The organism is Sphaerisporangium sp. B11E5 (genome assembly GCF_039871875.1).
Lineage (GTDB): Bacteria > Actinomycetota > Actinomycetes > Streptosporangiales > Streptosporangiaceae > Sphaerisporangium.
Map to the genome: position 1 here is coordinate 29,915 of NZ_JBDPMD010000033.1, position 19,153 is coordinate 49,067.

At 72.1% G+C, this 19,153-nt stretch carries 16 protein-coding genes; 11 read left to right on the forward strand and 5 right to left on the reverse strand.

All coding sequences use genetic code 11. The features are described 5' to 3' along the window. Window position 1 precedes the first annotated feature (1 nt). The 6 genes from ABGB17_RS25950 (at window position 2) to ABGB17_RS25975 (ending at window position 10,709) form a co-directional block, all read left to right on the forward strand. A complete protein-coding gene (locus ABGB17_RS25950) occupies window positions 2-1,162 on the forward strand; it encodes an acyl-CoA dehydrogenase family protein (protein WP_347633995.1) in 1,161 nt (386 codons plus the stop codon). After that, on the forward strand, window positions 1,155-2,207 hold the full coding sequence (locus ABGB17_RS25955; RefSeq protein ID WP_347633997.1) for an HAD-IIIC family phosphatase: 1,053 nt from the start codon (window positions 1,155-1,157) through the stop codon (window positions 2,205-2,207). The genes ABGB17_RS25950 and ABGB17_RS25955 overlap by 8 nt, the downstream gene beginning before the upstream one ends. A 17-nt stretch (window positions 2,208-2,224) precedes the next feature. Next, entirely contained in the window at window positions 2,225-2,977 is a 753-nt protein-coding gene (locus ABGB17_RS25960; RefSeq protein WP_347633999.1) for an alpha/beta fold hydrolase, read from the forward strand. Further along, window positions 2,968-3,636, forward strand: a complete 669-nt coding sequence (locus ABGB17_RS25965) for a 4'-phosphopantetheinyl transferase superfamily protein (RefSeq protein ID WP_347634001.1) — start codon at window positions 2,968-2,970, stop codon at window positions 3,634-3,636. The genes ABGB17_RS25960 and ABGB17_RS25965 overlap by 10 nt, the downstream gene beginning before the upstream one ends. 164 nt (window positions 3,637-3,800) lie before the next feature. Then, window positions 3,801-5,555, forward strand: coding sequence for a fatty acyl-AMP ligase (locus tag ABGB17_RS25970; protein ID WP_347634003.1), 1,755 nt, complete (start codon window positions 3,801-3,803; stop codon window positions 5,553-5,555). A 105-nt stretch (window positions 5,556-5,660) separates the two neighbouring features. Beyond that, a complete protein-coding gene (locus ABGB17_RS25975; protein WP_347634005.1) occupies window positions 5,661-10,709 on the forward strand; it encodes a type I polyketide synthase in 5,049 nt (1,682 codons plus the stop codon). Window positions 10,710-10,899: 190 nt separating this feature from the next. On the opposite strand, the gene ABGB17_RS25980 is transcribed toward ABGB17_RS25975, so the two are convergent. Next, window positions 10,900-11,655 carry an ABC transporter permease gene (locus tag ABGB17_RS25980; RefSeq protein ID WP_347634007.1) on the reverse strand — a complete coding sequence of 252 codons (756 nt, stop codon included), beginning with the start codon at window positions 11,653-11,655 and terminating at the stop codon, window positions 10,900-10,902. Between the two features lie 3 nt (window positions 11,656-11,658). Beyond that, window positions 11,659-12,477 carry an ABC transporter ATP-binding protein gene (locus ABGB17_RS25985; protein WP_347634009.1) on the reverse strand — a complete coding sequence of 273 codons (819 nt, stop codon included), beginning with the start codon at window positions 12,475-12,477 and terminating at the stop codon, window positions 11,659-11,661. Between the two features lie 51 nt (window positions 12,478-12,528). Between ABGB17_RS25985 and ABGB17_RS25990 the strand changes: the two genes are divergently transcribed. The 5 genes from ABGB17_RS25990 (at window position 12,529) to rpe (ending at window position 16,160) form a co-directional block, all read left to right on the forward strand. After that, window positions 12,529-13,194: a TetR/AcrR family transcriptional regulator gene (locus ABGB17_RS25990; RefSeq protein WP_347634011.1), complete on the forward strand. Its 666-nt coding sequence runs from the start codon at window positions 12,529-12,531 to the stop codon at window positions 13,192-13,194. A gap of 227 nt (window positions 13,195-13,421) precedes the next feature. Beyond that, a complete protein-coding gene (locus tag ABGB17_RS25995) occupies window positions 13,422-13,622 on the forward strand; it encodes a hypothetical protein (protein ID WP_347634013.1) in 201 nt (66 codons plus the stop codon). Between the two features lie 330 nt (window positions 13,623-13,952). Beyond that, the gene (locus ABGB17_RS26000) at window positions 13,953-14,912 is read left to right on the forward strand and encodes a helix-turn-helix transcriptional regulator (RefSeq protein WP_347634014.1); all 960 of its coding nucleotides are present in this window, start codon (window positions 13,953-13,955) and stop codon (window positions 14,910-14,912) included. A 30-nt stretch (window positions 14,913-14,942) separates the two neighbouring features. After that, window positions 14,943-15,344, forward strand: a complete 402-nt coding sequence (locus tag ABGB17_RS26005) for a DUF397 domain-containing protein (RefSeq protein WP_347634016.1) — start codon at window positions 14,943-14,945, stop codon at window positions 15,342-15,344. A gap of 153 nt (window positions 15,345-15,497) precedes the next feature. Further along, window positions 15,498-16,160 (forward strand): ribulose-phosphate 3-epimerase, encoded by a 663-nt coding sequence (gene rpe / locus ABGB17_RS26010; RefSeq protein WP_347634018.1) that lies wholly within the window; start codon window positions 15,498-15,500, stop codon window positions 16,158-16,160. Between the two features lie 69 nt (window positions 16,161-16,229). Here the strand turns inward: rpe and ABGB17_RS26015 are convergent, their stop codons facing one another. The 3 genes from ABGB17_RS26015 to ABGB17_RS26025 form a co-directional block, all read right to left on the reverse strand. Beyond that, window positions 16,230-16,973, reverse strand: a complete 744-nt coding sequence (locus ABGB17_RS26015) for an SDR family oxidoreductase (protein ID WP_347634020.1) — start codon at window positions 16,971-16,973, stop codon at window positions 16,230-16,232. A 73-nt stretch (window positions 16,974-17,046) separates the two neighbouring features. After that, on the reverse strand, window positions 17,047-18,081 hold the full coding sequence (locus ABGB17_RS26020) for a dipeptide ABC transporter ATP-binding protein (RefSeq protein WP_347634021.1): 1,035 nt from the start codon (window positions 18,079-18,081) through the stop codon (window positions 17,047-17,049). Beyond that, window positions 18,078-19,142 carry an ABC transporter ATP-binding protein gene (locus tag ABGB17_RS26025; protein ID WP_347634023.1) on the reverse strand — a complete coding sequence of 355 codons (1,065 nt, stop codon included), beginning with the start codon at window positions 19,140-19,142 and terminating at the stop codon, window positions 18,078-18,080. The genes ABGB17_RS26020 and ABGB17_RS26025 overlap by 4 nt, the downstream gene beginning before the upstream one ends. Window positions 19,143-19,153 lie beyond the last annotated feature (11 nt).

Sequence of the window (19,153 nt, forward strand, 5' to 3'; positions counted from 1 at the left end):
GATGACCTCGTCGCTGACGGAGCCCGGCGTCCTCGACCTGGCCCCTGCCGTGGACCGGGCCGCGGCACGGCGCTTCGCGCAGACCCACGTGGCGCCGCTGGCCGGCCGGTTCGACCAGAACGGCCGCGTCCCGCAGGAGACGCTCGACCGGATCGGCGCGGCGGGGCTGTGGGCGCCGTTCCTGCCGGTCGAGTACGGCGGCCAGGGAGCCTCGATGCTGACCGTGGGCCACGTGCACGAGGAGGTGGGCCGTGCCTGCTCGTCGGTGCGCAGCCTGCTGACCGTGCACGGGATGGTGTCCTGGGCCGTGCTGCGCTTCGGCAGCACGGAGCAACGGCGGCGGTGGCTGCCGCGGCTCGCCGAGGGAACGGTGCTGGGCGCGTTCTGCCTGTCCGAGCCGGGCGCAGGCAGCGACGCCGCGAACCTGACCGCCAGGGCGACCCGCGGAGCGCGGGGCTGGATCGTCGACGGCGTCAAGAAGTGGATCACGGGAGGGCAACGCGCCGACCTGTTCCTGGTGTTCGCGCGGACCGGCGGCGGCATCGGCGCGTTCCTGGTGCCGCGTGACGCCCCGGGCGTGACCGTGACCCCGATCCACGGCATGCTCGGCACCCGTGGCAGCATGCTCGCCGAGATCACCTTCGACGGCGCGCAGACGGGCCCCGACGCCCTGGTCGGCCCCGACGGCTTCGCCGCCGGCATGGTCATGACCGGCGTGCTCGACCTCGGCCGCTACAGCGTGGCGGCCGGGTCGGTGGGCATCCTGCAAGCCTGCCTGGACGCCTGCGCCCGCTACACCACCCAGCGTGAGGTGAGCTCAGGACCGTTGCGCGACCTGCAGCTCATCCAGGCGAAGGTGTCCGACATGGTCACCGACACCCGGGCCGCGCGGCTGCTCTACGAGGAGGCCGGGCGGCTCAAGGACCGGGGCGACGCGGGCACGCTCATGGCCACCTGGGTCGCGAAGTACTTCGCGTCCGTCGCGGCCGCCCGGCACGCCGCCGAGGCCGTGCAGATCCACGGTGCCGCCGGCTGCAGCCCCGGACACCCCGTGGAGCGGCTGTACCGCGACGCCAAGGTCATGGAGATCATCGAGGGCAGCAACGAGATCCAGCGGATCACGATCGCCGCCGACGCATACAGGGAGACCGCTCATGGGTGACGAACTGTCCGAGGAGAAGCGCCGCGGCCGGGTCAAGTGCGTGGTCTGGGACCTCGACCACACGCTGTGGGACGGCGTGCTGCTCGAGGACGGCGCGGTGACGGTGAAGCCGGAGGTCGTCGACGCGATCCACGCGCTCGACGGGCTGGGCATCCTGCACTCCATCGCCAGCAAGAACGAGCACGAGGCGGCCTGGGCGCAGGTCGAGAAGGCAGGCATCGCCGACAGGTTCCTCTATCCGCAGATCGGGTGGAACGCCAAATCGCACTCGGTCCAGCAGATCGCCAAGAAGCTCAACATCGGGCTCGACGCGATCGCCTTCGTCGACGACCAGGAGTTCGAACGGGCCGAGGTGGCCGCGGCCTGCCCGCAGGTCGTCTGCGTGGACACGGCCGACCTCGCGGAGGCGCTGCGGACACCGGAGTTCCGGCCCCGGTTCGTCACCGACGAGTCGCGCCTGCGCCGCGAGATGTACCTCGGCCAGATCAGCCGCGACGACGAGGAGGAGCGCTTCGTCGGCACAAGCGAGGAGTTCCTCGCCCAGCTCAAGCTGGTCGTGCGCATCGAGACCGCCGCGCGTGACGATCTCCAGCGCGCCGAGGAGCTGACCGTCCGCACCAACCAGCTCAACTCGACCGGCCGCACCTACTCCTATGACGACCTCGACAAGCTGCGCACCTCCGGCGACCACCTGCTGTACGTGGTCACCCTCGACGACCGGTTCGGCTCCTACGGCAAGATCGGGCTGGTCCTCATCGAGACCTCGGAGAAGATCTGGCACCTGCGCCTGCTGCTGATGTCGTGCCGGGTGATGTCGCGCGGCGTCGGCACGATCGTGCTCAACCACCTCCTGCGCCAGGCCCGCGACGCCGGCGTGGAGTTGCACGCCGACCTGGTCGAGACCGGCCGCAACCGGATGATGCAGATCGCCTACGCGTTCGCCGGGTTCCGCGAGATCGGCCGCGACGACCGGCAGGTGACACTGCGGGCGGACCTCGACGCGATCCCGCCGGTGCCGTCCTACGTCAGCCTGCTCACCGACTGACCGGGGGAGACGCGACGGTGTCCGTACATCTCGGGACCAGCCGGTGGTTGCCCTTTCCTGTGGCCGCCGCGGCACGCCTGCGCTTGTTGTGCCTGCCGCATGCCGGGGCAGGCGCCTCGGCGTACCGGCAGTGGGGCGCGGGACTGCCGCCCTGGATCGGCGCGGTGCCGGTGCAACTGCCCGGGCGGGAGACCCGGCTGGAGGAGCGGCCGTACCGGGACTGCCGGGCGCTGGTGACGGACCTGGCCGGCGAGATCGCGCCCACGCTGGGCCGCCCGTACGCCGTGTTCGGGCACAGCCTCGGCGCGCTCCTGGCGTACGAGCTGGTGCGGGAGCTGATCGAGCGGGGCTGCCCGCCGCCGGCGCGGCTGTTCGTGTCCGGACGCAAGGCCCCGCAACTCGCCGAGAACCTGCCCCGGCTCGCCGACGCCTCCCTCGACGAGCTGGCCGAACTGTTGTGCCTGCTCGGCGGCACCCCGCGGGAGCTCCTCGACCGCAGGGTGCTCGCGCTGATGGCGCCGGTGCTGCGCGCCGACTTCGCCGTCAACGAGAGCCACCGCTACGCCTCGTCCCCGCCGCTGGACGTGCCGATCACCGCGTTCGCCGCCACCGCCGACGCCCGCGCCTCCGTCGCCGACGTCGCCGCGTGGGGTGCGCGCACCGGCGCGGGGTTTCGCCGGCACACGCTGCACGGCGGCCACTTCGCCGTGCTCGAACAGGCCCCGCGGGTACACGCGCTGATCGCCGAGGAGCTCGCGCCGTGGAGCTGACCGTCCTGCCGACGCCGGTCCACGGCCTGCGCCTGTGGCGGGTGCCGCTGGATCAGGACGTGGCCGCGCGCCGGCACGCCTGGGCGCTGCTCAGCCCGGACGAGCGGTCCAGGGCCGGGTGCTTCGCCCTCGCCGAGGACCGCCACCAGTACATGGTGGCGCGTGCCGCACTGCGCACCGTGCTCGGCCGGGTCTGCCGCGTACACCCCCGGGCGCTGCGGCTGGCCACCTCGCGAGCCGGCCGGCCGAGCCTGGAGCCGCGCGACGGCCCCGGTACCCGGCCGCTCGACTTCAATCTCTCCCACAGCGGCGACGTCGCGTTGATCGCCCTATGGCGGGGCACGGGACGCGTCGGAGTCGACGTCGAGCACGGCTCGGCGCAGGTCGACTACGCCGCGGTCGCACGGTCCATGTTCCCGGCGGTGGAGGCGGACCGGGTCGCCGCCGCCCGGGGCGAGGACCGCGCCGACCGGTTCCTGCGCCTGTGGACGGCCAAGGAGGCCTACCTCAAGGCCCGGGGCGTCGGCATCGCCCGGCTGCGCGACGTCGTGGTGGGTCCCGGCACCGTTCGCCTGGGCACGGACCCGCGCTCGACGGGGCGGCTGTGGCCGCTCGACGTCGCGGCCGGATACGCCGCGGCGGTGGTGCTGTGCCGGTGACCCCGTGCCGCGGGACACCGGGCCCGCGACGTCGAAGCACACCCGTGCGATGGAGGTAGGCGATGGACGACCCTGAACTGTTCCGACCGGTACGCCTAAGAAGTCTTCCGGCCCTACCGGCCGTACGCGGGCCGGGCCTGGGCTCCCGCGACAAGGAGAAGCTGATGTCCACGAGCTTTGTCCACCATGTCCGAGCGATGCTGGAGCGGTACGCCGACCGGCGCCACTACACGTTCGTCCGGGAGACCTTCACCGGGGTGGTGGAGGAGCGCACCAGCTACCGCGAGATCGACGAGCAGGCACGGCAGGTGGCCGACGGGCTGGCCCGGCGGCTGACCGCCGGCAGCCGGGTGCTGCTGGCCTACGCGAGCGGCGCCGAGTTCCTCGTCGCGTTCCTCGGCAGCCTGTACGCGGGCATGATCCCGGTGCCCGCGCCGATGCCGCACGACAGCCGCAGCATGAAGCGCATCTCGGGCATCATGATCGACGCCGACGTGCGCCTGGTGCTCACCGCCGAGCAGAGCGCGCCAGGCGTCACCGAACTGCTGCGCGAGGACGGCCGATTCGACGCGCTCGACTGCGTCGTCACCGACGCCGCGCCGCTGGGCGACGCCGCGCGGTGGCGCATGCCCGAGGGCGTGGGGCCCGACACGGTCGCGTTCCTCCAGTACACCTCCGGTTCCACCAGTGAACCCAAGGGTGTGATCGTCACCCACGCCAACCTGCTGGCCAACGAGCGGGAACTGACCACGGCCTGCACCATGAACGACGGCACGGTCCTGGTCAGCTGGCTGCCGCACTTCCACGACATGGGCCTGATGGGCGGGCTGCTCGCGCCGATGTTCGTCGGCGGCCAATCCGTGCTGATGACCCCCACCCATTTCATCAAACGGCCGGCGCACTGGCTGCAGGCGATGACCCGGCACCGCGCCACCAACACCTTCGCCCCGAACTTCGCCTACGACCTGTGCCTGCGCCGGGTCACCGACGAGCAGCTCCGCGAACTGGACCTGAGCACGCTGCACACCTGTGTCAACGGCGCCGAGCCGGTCCGCGCGCAGACGGTGGCGGACTTCACCCGCCGCTTCGCGGCGGCGGGACTGCGCCCCGGCGCCGTCAAGCCCGGCTTCGGCCTCGCCGAGGCGACGCTCGCGGTGAGCGCGACCCCGTACGAGCGTGCCGCGGTCACCTGCGAGGTGGACCGGGAGGCGCTGGCCCGCAACGAGATCGTCCCAGCCCCCGCCGGGGACGGCACGGTCCTGGTCGGCAGCGGCAGGGCGATCGAACAGCAGGTGCGCATCGTGGACCCGCGGACGCGGTGGGTGCTCACCGAGCGCACCGTCGGCGAGATCTGGACGCGCGGCGCCAGCGTCGCCCGGGGCTACTGGAACAAGCCCGACGAGACGCGCGAGACCTTCGGGGCGTACACCATCGACGGAGAAGGCCCGTTCCTGCGCACCGGGGACCTGGGCTTCCTGCTGGACGGCGACCTCTACGTCACCGGCCGGCTCAAGGACGTCATCATCGTCAACGGCCGCAACATCTACCCGCAGGACGTGGAGCAGGTCGTCGAGTCGGTGCACCCGGCGCTGCGGGGCAGGATCGGCGCGGCGTTCGCGGCCGGCACCGATCCGGAGCACGTGGTGATCGTGCAGGAGACCAGCGTCCCGCAGCTACGCGGCATGCCCGCGCGGGAACTCGCGCTGCTGGTGCGCCAGGCGATCGTGCGGACGTTCGACCTGTCCTTACCCGGCGTCGTCCTGATCGCCTCCGGCGTGCCGCGCACCACCAGCGGCAAGGTCCGCCGGCGCGGCTGCCGGGACATGTTCCTCGCGCACGGGTTCACCCCGGTGCACCAGGAACTCCCGCCGCAGGTCCTGGCCCTGCTTCCCGAGCCGGTCGGCGCCCCCCGACGGTGACCCCGCCCCCGGGCGACCCGTACCGTCGGCGACCGACTCCCCAGGGCGGCGGTGACCCCGCCCCCCGTACCCCCGGCGACCGACACCTCTGGAGGTCAAGGCACCATGGCAGTCACCGACACCGGCGACCAGGTCAGGGACACCGACATCGCGGTCGTCGGCATGTCCGGGCGGTTCCCCGGAGCCTCCGACGTGGCGACGTTCTGGACGAACATCGCCTCGGGGACCGAGTCGATCCGCCGGTTCAGCCGGGAGGAGTTGCTGGCGAGCGGCGTCGACCCGGCCCTGGCCGACGACCCGGCCTATGTGCCCGCCCGCCCGGTGCTCGACGACGTACGCGGGTTCGACGCCGCGTTCTTCCGGTTCAGCCCCCGCGACGCCACCATCGCCGACCCGCAGCAGCGGCTGTTCCTCGAGTGCGCCTGGGAGGCGCTGGAGGTCGCCGGCTACCCGGACCCGGAGACGCGCGGCCGGGTCGGCGTCTACGCCGGGGCCAACCTGAGCACCTACATGCTGGAGCGCGGTGCCCAGTTCGAGCAGGACCTGGACGCCGGCTCCTTCGAGGTGGTCATCGGCAACGACAAGGACGCGCTGTCCACCATGGTGTCGTACAAGCTGAACCTGACGGGGCCCAGCGTCTCGGTGCAGACGTTCTGCTCGACGTCGCTGGTCGGGGTACACCTGGCCTGCCAGGCGCTGCGCGCGGGGGAGTGTGAGCTCGCCCTGGCCGGTGGGGTGTCGGTTCGGGTGCCGGACACGGTGGGGCACCTGTACACGCCGGGCGGCCTGGAGTCCCCGGACGGGCACGTACGCACCTTCGACGCCGGCGTCCGCGGCACCATGTACGGCGACGGGGTGGCGGTGGTGCTGCTCAAACCGGCGCGGGCGGCGCTCGCCGACGGTGACACGGTGCTGGCGCTCATCCGCGGCTCGGCCGTGAACAACGACGGCACGATGAGGTTCGGGTTCGCCGCGCCGAGCATGGTGGGGCAGGCCGCGGTGGTCTCGGCCGCGCTGGCCAACGCGGGTGTGCGCGCCGGCCAGATCGGCTACGTCGAGGCCCACGGGGCCGCCACCGAGCTCGGAGACCCGATCGAGGTGGCGGCGCTGACCCAGGCCTTCGGCGACGTCGCGCGGGAGCGGCGCTGCGTGCTCGGCTCGGTGAAGCCCAACGTCGGGCACCTCGACCGGGCCTCCGGCGTCACCGGGCTCATCAAGGTCGTCATGGCGCTGCGCGAGGAGCTCATCCCGCCGACCCTGCACTTCCGCACCCCCAATCCGAAGATCGATTTCGAGGGCGGCCCGTTCCGGGTCAGCGCCGAGCCTGTGCCCTGGCCGCGGTCGGCCGGCCGGCCGCGCATCGCCTGCGTCAACAGCCTCGGCACGGGCGGTACCAACGCCCACGTCGTCGTGCAGGAGCCCCCGCCGGTGCCCGAGCGCCCGCCGGGTCCGCGCCGCCACCACGTGCTGCCGGTGTCGGCCCGCTCGGAGGCCGCGCTCGAGCAGTCCTGCGCCCGGCTGGCCCGGCACCTGGACGAACGAGCCCCGCGCCTGGCCGACGTCGCGTTCACGCTGCAGGCCGGACGCCGGGTGTTCGACCACAGACGGGTCCTGGTCGCGGCGTCGACCGCGCAGGCCGCGTCCCTGCTGCGCGGCGAGCCCACCGGTGGCACTCCGGCCCGCACCCGTCACGAGTCCTGGCGAGCCCGCCCGGTCACCTTCCTCCTCGCCGGCGAGGGCGAGCAGTTCCCCGGCATGGTCGCCGGACTCTACGCGACGGAACCGGTGTTCCGCGCGCACGTCGACGAATGCCTCACGCTGCTGGACGAGCCGCTCGCCGCCGGCATCGGCGCGCTACTGCTCACACCACCACGACCGGCCGGCCAGGAGACCGAGTCGCGGGCACCACACGGGACCGAGGCGGAGGAGAATCCGCGCCCGGCGCCACCGCGCCGCACCGAAGTGGAGGAGCATCCGCGCGCGGCGCTGCCGTGTCGCACCGAGGTGGAGGAGCATCCGCGCGCGGCGCTGCCGTGTCGCACCGAGGTGGCCCAGACTGCCGCGTTCGTCGCCGGATACGCGCTGGCCCGCACGCTCATGCACTGGGGCGTCACGCCCAGCACCATGATCGGCTACAGCGTCGGTGAGTACGTGGCTGCCTGTCTGTCCGGCGTGTTGTCCCTGCCCGACGCGCTGCGGCTGGTGGCGTACCGGGCGCGCCTGATCGCGGCGCGGCCGGCCGGTGCCATGCTCGCCGTCGCGACCGGCGAGGCCAGGCTGCGCGGCCTGGTCCCGGATCTCGCCGCGCGGGGCGTCGACCTCGCCGCCGACAACGGCGACCAGGTCGTGGTCGCGGGCGCGCCGGAGCCGATCGCGAGGCTGGCCAGGGAACTGACCGAGCGGGGTGTGGCCTGCCGCGACCTGCGCACCACCCACGCGTTCAACTCCCGGATGCTCGCCGGCGTCCGCGACGAGCTCACCGCGTGGGCCACCGTGTCGGTGACGCCGCACCCGCCGACCCTGCCCTACCTGTCGAACGTCACCGGCGCCCTCGCCACCGCCGACCTGGTCACCGACCCCGGGTACTGGGCCGCTCACATGTGCGCCACCGTCCGCTTCGCCGACGCGGTGGCCACGGCGTTGTCCGACCCCGACACCGGTTTCGTGGAGATCGGCCCCGGCCGGTCGCTCGGCACCATGGTGCGCTCCCACCCGGCGTGCGAGCAGGACCGCCGGCCCCTCATCCTGCCCACGCAGCCCGCGGCCGGGGACGACCGGCCCGACGACGAGGTGCTCGCCGAGGCACTCGGCCGGCTATGGCTCGCCGGCGCACACGTCGACTGGCTCACCTACCACGGCCGCGGCGGCATGGCGCATGGTCATGGGGTGGCCGATGGGCCTGGTGTGGCTGGTGGACTTGATGCGGCCAGTGGGTCTGGTGTGGCCGGCAGGTCTGGTGTGGCCGATAAGCCGGGTGTGGCCGGGGCCGGTGGGTCTGGTGTGGCCGATAAGCCGGGTGTGGCCGGGGCCGATGGGCGTGGCGTGGCCATTGGGCCTGACATGACTGATGGGCATGGCGGGGCCGATGGGCCTGGCGGGGCGGTGCAGGGTCACGGCGGGGTGGCGCTGCCGGGCCGGGTGCCGCTGCCGACGTACCCCTTCGAACGCCGTCCGTACTGGCTGGAGGCGCGGCGCGGCGCGGCCACCGGACGGGCCCCCGCCTCGCGGAAGGACGAGCCGGAGGCCCTGCCGCTGCTGCCCGAGGATCAGTGGCTCCACCTGCCCGTCTGGCGCCAGACCGCGCCGCGGCGGCCCGCGCCGGTCGGCGGCGTCTGGCTCGTGCTCACCGCGCCGGGCGCGGAGCCGGTCGCCGACGCCCTCACCGCCCGCCTCGACGCGCTCGGCGCCTCGCACCTCTCGGTCTCGCCCGGCGCACGGTACGCCGAGGCCGACGGCGGTTTCACCATCCGGCCCGGCGTACCCGAGGACGCGCGGACGCTGCTCGCCGCCCTCAAGGCGGCCGGGCGCATCCCCATCAGGGTGGTCCACCTGTGGCACCTGGGAACGCCCGGCGAGGCCATTACCGAGGCCACCGCCGAGGACCCGGCCGAGCGGGCCGTGCGCCACGGCCTGCACACCCTCGTCGGCCTGGCGCAGGCCTACGGCGACCTGGGCCTCACCTGGTGGTGCGACGTCGTGACCACCGGCTCGCAGCACGTGCTGCCCGCCGACGCCGCGCGCATGCGGCCCGAGCAGGCCACCGCCGTCGGCGCGTGCCGGATGCTGCCGGTGGAGTACCCGGGCACCGCGGCGCGCCTGGTCGACATCGGGAAGCCGGCCGGCGACGTGCTGACGCAGCTCGTCGACGAACTGCTCGGCGAACCGGCCGACCGGGTCGTGGCGCTGCGCGAGGGACGGCGCTGGACACCGTCGTACGACCCCGCGCCACGCCTGGCTGCCCCGGCTGCCCCGGCTCTCCCGGACGTTCCGGCGGTCGAGGGACGGCGCTGGACGCCGTCGTACGACCCCGCGCCCTGCCCGGCTGCCCCGGCGGTCCCCGCTGCCCCGGATGTCCCGGCGGTCTCAGCGGTCCAGGGACGGCGCTGGACGCCCTCTGCTATCGCAGCGGTCCCGGGTACCTCAGCCGTCCCGTACGGCCCGGGTGTTTCAGCGGTCACGGCCGGTGCCGAGATGGTGCCGGGGCCGCGTCGTGGTGGTGTTTACCTGATCACCGGCGGCCTCGGGGCCGTCGGCATGGCGCTGGCGCGGCAATTGGCCGGTGAGTACGCGGCCAATTTGATTCTGCTCGGCCGGACTCCGCTGCCGCCGCGGGAGCGGTGGGCGGCCGTGCTGTGCGACGAGGCCGCGGTCCCGGGCTTGCGGCGCCGTCTGCGGGACGTGTTCGAACTGGAGCGCCTGGGTGCGGAGGTGACCGTCGTCAGTGGCGATGTCGCCGACCAGACCGTGGTGCGCCAGGCCGTCGATCTGGCCAAGGAGCGCTACGGCGGCCTCGACGGGGTGCTGCACGCCGCCGGCGTGCCCGGCGCTGGCCTGACCCGGTTCACGACCACCGCCGGCATCGACCAGGTGCTGGCGCCGAAGGTGGCGGGCACCCGGGCGCTGCTGCGGGAGCTGAGGGGTGAGCAAGTAGGGTTCGTGGTCCTGTTCTCCTCGACCGACGTGGCCACCGGCGGTGGCACGGGTCGGCTCGCCTCCTGCGCCGCCAACGCCTACCTCGACGCCAGCGCGTACGCGAGGCCGCTGCCCGGCACCCGAGTCGTCTCGATCGGCTGGGGCGAGTGGGTCCAGAACACCCGGGCCGAGGACCTGAGCGGGTACACCCCCGAGACGCGGGAGCTCTCCGTCCGGCGGCGGGCCGCCTTCGGTATCGGGGAGGAACAGGGCTGGCGGGCGATGCTCGACGCGCTGCGCGGCGGCGAGCCGCATCTGATCGTGTCCACCCAGGACTTCACCGAGATCGTCAGCCGGAGCCTCCTGCTCGCCATCGAGGACCCGCACGAGACCTCGCAGCCGGCCGCGCTCGTCGACGCCACCACCACACCGGCCGCGGCACCCGAGGACGCCGAGCCGGACGCGGACCGGCAGGCCCGCGTCGACCGCCGCAAGCAGAGTCTGCGGGCCAGGAGACGCTGAGCGACCGCGACGACCACCCGGTGACGGCCGGCGCCCGCTGACCCGGCGCCGGCGCCACCCGGATGGTGGGATGGGCGGCAGGCCGCAGGCCCGGTGGCCGTCGTCCGGATGGTGGGGTAGGTCGGGTGGCCGGTCGTCCGGATGGTGGGGTAGGGCGGCAGGCCCGGTGGTCGGTCGTCCGGGTGGCGCGTCAGAGCGTCGTCGTGCGGCCGAGGCCGCGGCTCAGGCGCCAGATGGCGTAGGTCCCGGCGGCGGCGCCTATCGTCAGGAGTACGGTGGCCGGTAGCAGCGTTCCCGGCACGTTCCCGCGTAGCGCGGCCTGCAGCATGGACAGGGCCCAGTAGCCCGGCGACACTGGTGCCACCGCCTGCAGCCACCCGGGGAACATGCCGACGGGGACGAACGCGCCACCCAGCGTGGTCAGCGTCAGCGCGCCGATGTCGCAGATCGCGCTCAACTCGCCGTGGCTGCGGACCGTGGCCGCGATCGCGGTACCTATGGCGAGCAGGGTCGCGCCCCAGGCGGACACCGCGAGCGCCACCAGCCACAGACTCCCGGCCGGACGCACCCCGATCACCAGCGTGCCGTAGGCCAGCAGGATCGTCTGCTGCGTGAGCAGGACCACGAAGATCGGCAGCGCCTTGCCGACCAGCAGTTCGGCGGTGGTGACACGGGTGGACCGTAGCCGGTCCCAGGTGTGCCAGGTCCGTTCCGTGAGCGTCGCGGTGCCGACGATGGCCAGCGCCAACGTCGAGAAGATCACCAGCATGCCGGTCACCACCTGCATCGTGCCGCCGGAGAACGCACGGTTGTAGATGGGCTTGAGCACGAGCATGAGGATCATCGGCATCAGCAGGTAGCTGATGAACTGGCCGGGATCACGCAGCCGCAGGGTCCAGTTGATCCGCGCGAGGGCGAGAACCCGGTACAGGGATTCGGCGATCATCGGTCACGCCAGCGACCGGTAGAGGTCGTCAATGGAGGCCTTGCGTATGTCGATGCTGTGCACCGAGCCGTGTGGCCCGCTCAGCAGATCGACCAGGGTCTTGGCGGCGTCGTTGGTGCGCATCCGGAGCTCCTTGTCGTCGATGTGTACGCGAACCTCGTCGGTCAGGCCGCTGAGCAGTTCCTCGCTGGTCCCGCGGGCGATGATCCGTCCCCCCTGCGCGACCGCGAGGGTGGCGCCGAGCTCGGCCAGCTCGGGCAGGTAGTGCGTGGTGTACACGACCGCGGCTCCGTCGGCGGCGCGCCGCCGCACGGCGGCCAGCAGCGATTGCCGGGTCTGCGGGTCCGCGCCGGCGGTCGGCTCGTCGAGCAGGAGAAGACCGGGCCGGTGCAGGAGCGCGATCGCGGCCTGGATCCGCCGCTGCTGCCCTCCGGAGAGCAGCCCGGCGCGCCGGTCGAGGAGGTCCGTGAGCAGCATCGCCTCGACGACCTCGTCCATCGCGGCCGCGAGTGCCGCCCGGCGCAACCCGGCCAGCCGGCCGTAGAGCACGAGGTGCTCCCGGGCGGTCGCGCCGGGATAGAGCGCTATGTGCTGCGGGGCCACCCCCAGATCGCCCCGAGCGGAGCGTGGCGCCCGGCCGCCGATCGTCACCGTGCCGGCGTCGGCGCGGACGAGACCGCAGACGATCTCCACGAAGGTCGTCTTCCCGGCGCCGTTGTGCCCGACCAGGCCGGCGACCTCACCCGGCTCCACGACGAGCGTGAATCCGTCGAGGGCCCGTACGTCGCCGTAGCGCTTCGTCAAGCCGACCGCTCGAAGCATCGAGACCTCCCGGTCTACGCTGTATACCACTCTACAGTGTAGACTGAGGCGATGCGGAAGCTCAAGGACTCTCGCCGTGCCGAGATCGCCGATGCCGCGCTTCTCGTCGCGGCCGAGCAGGGCATCAAGGCGGTGTCGATGCGCACGGTCGCCGCCCGCATCGGGCTGACGCCGATGGCGCTCTACGGGTACTTCCGCAACAAGGACGAGCTGCTGGACGCCGTCATCGGCCGCATGCTCGCCGACGTTTCCCGGCCGGCGGCCGGTCTCGGCTGGAGGGAGACGCTCCTGTATCTGGCCGCCGAGGTCCGTTCGGTGGCGCGCCGGTATCCCTCCGTCTTCCCGCTGTTGTTCACCCGTCCGGCCGTGAGCCCGTCCGCGATCATGATCATTGACCTGGTGTTCGACGCGGTGCTGCGTGCGGGTGTCGAGCCGGCGCAGGTGCCCAGGATGGAGCGGATGCTCAGCACCTTCATCCTCGGGTTCGCGACCTCGGAGGTCGGCGGCCGGTTCTCCGAGGGCTCACTGGACACCCGCAGCCGCCGAGCCCAGATTGCGCCCCACCTGCTGCCGGGTCATCAGCTGCTGGCGGAGCATCTGGACGCCCCGGTGGACTGGGACGCGGAGTGCCAGGCCGACCTCGACGATTTCCTCGACGTCGTGGCGGCACTGGCCGCCCGCGGCGGGGGCCGGCGAGGGCCGGTCGCCGAGCCGTGACCGAGCCGGTTCCCTTGACGTTCTTCCCGCTTCTGGCGCCTTCTGGTGGATTCAGGTGTCGGCGCGGGCGGGTTCGGCGAGGCGGAACCAGACACTGGTGTTCCCCGTGGTCCTCTGGAAACCCCAGCGGGTGGCCAGGGCGTCGACCATCGCGTCCACGCCCCGCGACCTCGGCATCCCCGGGGTCGCGCGGGCGCGGGATCGTCGCGGAGCCGCGGTCGCCCACCGTGATCCTCACCCCGCCCGGCACCAGCGCCACCGAGACGGCGAACGCGCCGTGGACGGCATGCCGGATGGCGTTGCCGGCCAGTTCGCTGGTCAGCAGGATCGCGTCGTCGTGGCAGGGGTGCTCGGCCCCGAGGAGGGCGGTGACGAACGCGCGGGCCGCCTTCACCTCGGAGGGAACGGCCGCGAACGGCTGGTTGTAGGTCGGAAAGTCCATCGGATCCAGCGGCGTCACCGGCCGGGTGGGGACAAGGGCCCCACGTGGCCGGTCCGGTGCGTTCGCCGTCAGGCGGATGCGACTGGTGAGCCAGCCGACCATTCGAGCCACCGTATGCCGACGCATAGCCATCACGTTGATCCTCTCGTGCTGTGTGCCATTTGATCGCTCTTGACCGCCATTGCGACATGAGGGCGCTGATCGTTTGTCGCGTCGCCGGACGATCACTGGCACATGGCCCGTGAGGGCCCATCCGAGCCACCGTTACGGCATGCTTTCGGTCAACTGCTTTCCGTGATCGCCTGGCGAGCCTAGAGTGAGCCTGCTGATTCTGCTTCGCAAGCGGCTTCAGCGAAAATCTTCCACTGAAGAAAAGGTCGCCGGGCTGTCAGGGTGCAAAGACGAGAGTTCAAAGGAGGACGTAAAGGTGGATACGCCGTCGCTCCGGCAGCGCTGGCTAGGGGCGAAGCTCGCCGAACTCCGGCTACAGGCGGGTATCCCGTCTCTTGCTGTGGCCGCTGAGAAGTGCAAACGGTCGACAGGCTCGCTCAGCCGCATCGAGAACGGCCTCGTCGGAATTCCGCCTCGGGATATACCGCCCATTCTGGACGCCTATGAGATCGCTGATCCTGCCGTCCGAGAGAAACTGATGGTCGTGGCGGCGGAGATCCAGCATGAGCGGCGTGGCTGGTGGGTCGAGCACAGCGACGCCCTGGCGCCCTCGTACGTAGACCTGATCCGGCTCGAGGCCGCGGCCACCGAGATTCGCACCTACGAGACCTACCTCATTCCCGGACTCTTGCAGACGGAGGCGTATGCCCGCGTGTTCGTAGCGGCCATGCGTGGTCTGAGTAGCGAGACCGAGTTGGACGAGTTCGTCGCCGTCCGTATGGCGCGCAAGGCGGTGCTCACTCGGGACGAGCCCGTCGTGCTGCGGGCGCTGATCAGCGAGGCGGCTCTTCGGCACCCTATCGGTGGGGCGAAGACCTTCAAGGAGCAGCTTGGGCATCTGCGGAGATGCGCAACCCTGCCCACTGTCACGGTGCAGGTACTCCCGTTCATGGATCGTCCCCATCCGGGCATGTCCGGCGCCTTCACCCTTCTGAACCTGCCACAGCTCACCGTCGCACATATCGAGGCGATGAACACCGATATGTACATTGAGGACGAGCATGGCGCGATGCAGTATCTCCGTGCCTACGAGCGTCTCTGCGAACTCGCCCTGACGCCAGAGGAGACGGACTCCTTTCTGGAGAAGCTGGCGAATACTCTCTAAGGAGCACGCTTCACACCGAAAGTGTCTCATATGCCAGGAGGTCAGCGGTTGGACAGCGTCTGGCGTAAAAGCTCTCGTAGTGGCGCCCAGAGCAACTGTGTGGAGGCTCGTTTCGACGGGGTGACCGTGTGGGTGCGTAACTCCAATGACGTGTCGCAGGACAGGCCGATGATCGGGTTAGCGGCTGAGCGGTGGCTCGCGTTGCTCGAGCGGGTGCGCAGGGGAGATCTGGGTCTGGACCGGCTGGCCACACCCGTCCGCGTGGCGAGCGAGGTTCTCGTCTCCTTCGACGGACACCGGGTGGTCGTGCGGGGTGACGACGGACAGCCGGGTGTGGCGTACACGCCCGCCGAGTGGCGAGCCTTTCTCGAAGGCGTCCGCCACGACGGGGAGTTCACCCTCGCCTGGCTCGGCGAGCCGGTCACTCCGTGATCCGCGGATTTTCGAGGAGCTCGCCGAGGTCGCCGGGTCCGGGCGCACCCTCTCGCCGAGGAGTGGACGGAGCTGTTCCGGCGGCATGATCAGTACATTGTCCGACGCGGCGCCGCCCGGCGGGGACGGGCGGGGGCCGTAGACTGGGGGATCATGCCAGCACAGATCTCGCCCAGCATCCTCACCGCCGACTTCGCGCGGCTCGCCGACGAGGTGGCCAAGGTCGCGCACGTGGCCGACTGGCTGCACGTCGACGTGATGGACAACCACTTCGTGCCGAACCTCACCATCGGGCTGCCGGTGGTCGAGTCCCTGGTGAAGGCCACCACCCTGCCCGTCGACTGCCATCTCATGATCGAGGACCCGGACCGCTGGGCACCTGGCTACGCCGAGGCCGGGGCGGGCAGCGTCACCATCCACGCCGAGGCGGCGACCGCGCCGGTGCGCACCCTGCGGCGCATCCGCGAGGCGGGGGCCCGGGCCGGGTTCGCCCTCAACCCCGGCACCGCCGTGCAGGACTACGAGGACCTGCTCGGTGAGATCGACATGCTGCTGGTGATGACGGTGGAGCCGGGCTTCGGCGGCCAGTCGTTCCTCGACATCATGCTGCCCAAGATCCGCAGGGCCCGGGAGCTGATCCGCAAGCACGGCGGCGAGATCTGGCTCCAGGTGGACGGCGGCGTCTCCGCGGCCACCATCGAGCGGTGCGCGGAGGCCGGCGCCGACGTCTTCGTGGCCGGGAACGCCGTGTACGGGGCCGACGACCCCGCGGGCGCCGTCCAGGCCCTCCGCGCCCAGGCCGCCCGCCTGCTCTAGTGAGGTTTCCTTCCTGGGGCGCCGCCGCGGTGGGGCGGCCCGCGGGACGGGAAGCTCCCCGGGGCCGCGCTAGACGAGGCCGCCGCTCGCGCGGATGTTCTGGCCGGTGATCCAGCGGGCGTCGGGGCCGGCGAGGAAGGCCACCACGGCGGCGACGTCGTCGGGTGTGCCGAGGCGGCGCAGCGGCGTGATGGCCGTGGCCATCTCCAGGGCCTCCGGCGGGTTGGTGCCGCGGAGCAGGTCGGTGTCGGTGGCGCCGGGGGAGACGATGTTCACGGTGATGCCGCGGGGGCCGAGCTCCTGGGCGGCGACCAGGCTGAGCTGTTCCAGGGCGCCCTTGCCGGCGGCGTAGGCCGCGATGCCGGGGGATGAACGTACGGTGTTGACGGTCGAGATGTTGATCACCCGGCCGCCGTCGGGCATGTGCCGGGCGGCGTGGCGCAGGGTGAGGAAGATCGCGCGGGCGTTCGCCGTCATCGCCCGGTCGAAGTCCTCCTCGGCCAGGTCGGCCAGCGGCGTGGGGACGAACGCAGGGGCGGCGTTGTTCACCAGGATGTCCACCGTCCCGAGCCGTTCCGCCGCGGCCTCCATGAGCCGCGTGGCGGCGCCCGGCTCGGCGAGGTCGGCCCGCACGGCGTGCGCGGCGCCCCCGGCCGCCTTGACGCCCCGCTCCACCTCGGCCGCCGCCTCCGCGTTGGCGGCGTAGCCGAACACCACCTCGGCGCCGTCCGCGGCCAGGCGTTCCACGATGGCCCGCCCGATGCCTCGCGACCCTCCGGTGACCACGGCCTTCCTGTCCCGCAACACCGCCACGGCGGCCTCCCGATCTCTCGTGAACCCGGCATGGACGAACCTACGTCCTCGAGCGGCTCCGCGGGGCGCCGGTTCAGGCGAGCGCGGGGTCGAGGATGACGTCCTCGCCGTGGGTGGTCGGGGCCTCGGGGAAGTGGCAGGCCGTCAGGTGGCCCTCGTGGTTGCCCTCCAGGCGGACGAGCGGCGGCTCCTCCATGGCGCACTTGTCCTGGGCCTTCCAGCAGCGGGTGCGGAAGCGGCAGCCGGACGGCGGGTCGATGGGGGAGGGCACGTCCCCGGTGAGGCGGATGCGCTCGGTGGCGGGCTTGTCCTCCAGCTCCACCTCGGGGACGGCGGACAGCAGGGCGTGGGTGTACGGGTGGCGGGGCCGCTCGTAGATGGACGTCCGGTCACCCACCTCGACGATCTTGCCGAGGTACATCACGGCGACCCGCTGCGAGAAGTGCCGCACCACGGCCAGGTCGTGCGCGATGAACAGGAACGCGATGCCGAGGTCGCGCTGAAGCTGCTGCAGCAGGTTGACGACCTGCGCCTGGATGGACACGTCCAGCGCGGACACCGGCTCGTCGGCCACGATCAGCTTCGGCTCCAGCGCGAGGGCCCGCGCGACGCCGATGCGCTGCCGCTGCCCGCCGGAGAACTCGTGCGGGAAGCGGTTGTAGTGCTCGGGGTTGAGCCCGACGATCTCCAGCAGCTCCCTGACCCGCTTCTGCCGCCCGCCGGGCGGGTTGATGCCGTTGACCTCCATGGGCCCGCTGATGATGCCGCCCACGGTGTGCCGGGGGTTCAGCGAGGAGTACGGGTCCTGGAAGATCATCTGGATCTCGGACCGGATCGGCTTGAGCTGCCGCCGGCTCGAATGCGCGATGTCCTTGCCCTGGTACAGGATCTTCCCGGCGGTGGGCTCCAGCAGCCGCGCGACCAGCCGCCCGGTGGTCGACTTGCCGCACCCGGACTCCCCCACCAGGCCGAGGGTGTGCCCCGCCTCCACGGCCAGGTCCACGCCGTCCACCGCGTGCACCCGCCCGACCTGCCGTTTGAGGACGAGCCCGCCGGTCACGGGGAAGTGCTTGGTCAGGCCGGACAGCTCCAGCAGCGTCTCGCTCACAGTCGTCCCTTGATCTGGCCGTCGAAGATCTCCCGCTTCTGCGCGAGCGTCAGGTAGCAGGCGTCCCGGTGCCCCGAGGCGGGGGACAACTCGGGCCGCTCGGTCTCACACATGTCCCCGGGGACCCGGTCCCGGTAGTCGCAGCGCGGGTGGAAGGGGCAGCCGGGCGGCGGGTTGAGCAGGCTCGGCGGCGTGCCCCGCACCGGCAGCAGCGGCAGGTCCACGTTGGAGTCGAGCCGCGGCATGGAGCCGAGCAGCCCCCAGGTGTACGGGTGGCGCGGCTCGCGCAGCACCTCGCGCACGCCGCCCTGCTCGATGGCCCGACCGGCGTACATCACGAGCACGTCGTGCGCGGTGCGCGCCACCACGCCGAGGTCGTGGGTGATCAGGATGATCGAGGTGCCGAACTGCTGCTGCAGCTCCTTGAGCAGGTCGAGGATCTGCGCCTGCACCGTCACGTCCAGCGCGGTGGTGGGCTCGTCGGCGATGAGCAGGTCGGGGTCGCAGACCAGCGCCATGGCGATCATGACGCGCTGGCGCATGCCGCCGGAGAACTGGTGCGGGTAGTCGTCCACCCGCGTCTGGGCGTGCGGGATGCCGACCCGCCGCAGCATCTCGATCGCCCGGTCGCGCGCCTCGCGCTTGCTCGCGCCCTTGTGCTTGCGGTAGGTCTCGCCGATCTGCCGCCCCACGGTGTGGTACGGCGACAACGAGGTCAGCGGGTCCTGGAAGATCATCGCGATGCGGTCGCCGCGCAGCTTCTCCATGGCGGCGCGCGGGGCGCCGACGAGCTGGCGGTCCTCCAGCCAGACCTCGCCGCCGATCTTGGTGACGGCCGGGTCGTGCAGCCCGAGGATGGTGAGGGTGGACACCGACTTGCCCGACCCCGACTCCCCGACGATGCCGAGGGTGGTGCCCTTCTCCAGGTCGTACGAGAGCCGGTCCACCGCGTGGACGACGCCGTCCTCGGTGCTGAACTGCACGGACAGATCCCTGACCGACAGGAACGGCCCGGGGCCGCGCGGGCCGGCCGGTTCGCGCTCCCAGGTCACGGTGGTCACTCGGTGCTCCT

Excerpts from the sequence above, each read along its gene's own strand:
- ABGB17_RS25990 (WP_347634011.1), top strand. The coding sequence starts at position 12,529 with ATGCGGAAGCTCAAGGACTCTCGCCGTGCCGAGATCGCCGATGCCGCG.
- ABGB17_RS25980 (WP_347634007.1), bottom strand. The coding sequence starts at position 11,655 with ATGATCGCCGAATCCCTGTACCGGGTTCTCGCCCTCGCGCGGATCAAC.
- ABGB17_RS25975 (WP_347634005.1), top strand. The coding sequence starts at position 5,661 with ATGGCAGTCACCGACACCGGCGACCAGGTCAGGGACACCGACATCGCG.
- ABGB17_RS26005 (WP_347634016.1), top strand. The coding sequence starts at position 14,943 with ATGCCAGGAGGTCAGCGGTTGGACAGCGTCTGGCGTAAAAGCTCTCGT.
- ABGB17_RS25955 (WP_347633997.1), top strand. The coding sequence starts at position 1,155 with ATGGGTGACGAACTGTCCGAGGAGAAGCGCCGCGGCCGGGTCAAGTGC.
- ABGB17_RS25970 (WP_347634003.1), top strand. The coding sequence starts at position 3,801 with ATGTCCACGAGCTTTGTCCACCATGTCCGAGCGATGCTGGAGCGGTAC.
- rpe (WP_347634018.1), top strand. The coding sequence starts at position 15,498 with ATGCCAGCACAGATCTCGCCCAGCATCCTCACCGCCGACTTCGCGCGG.
- ABGB17_RS25950 (WP_347633995.1), top strand. The coding sequence starts at position 2 with ATGACCTCGTCGCTGACGGAGCCCGGCGTCCTCGACCTGGCCCCTGCC.
- ABGB17_RS25985 (WP_347634009.1), bottom strand. The coding sequence starts at position 12,477 with ATGCTTCGAGCGGTCGGCTTGACGAAGCGCTACGGCGACGTACGGGCC.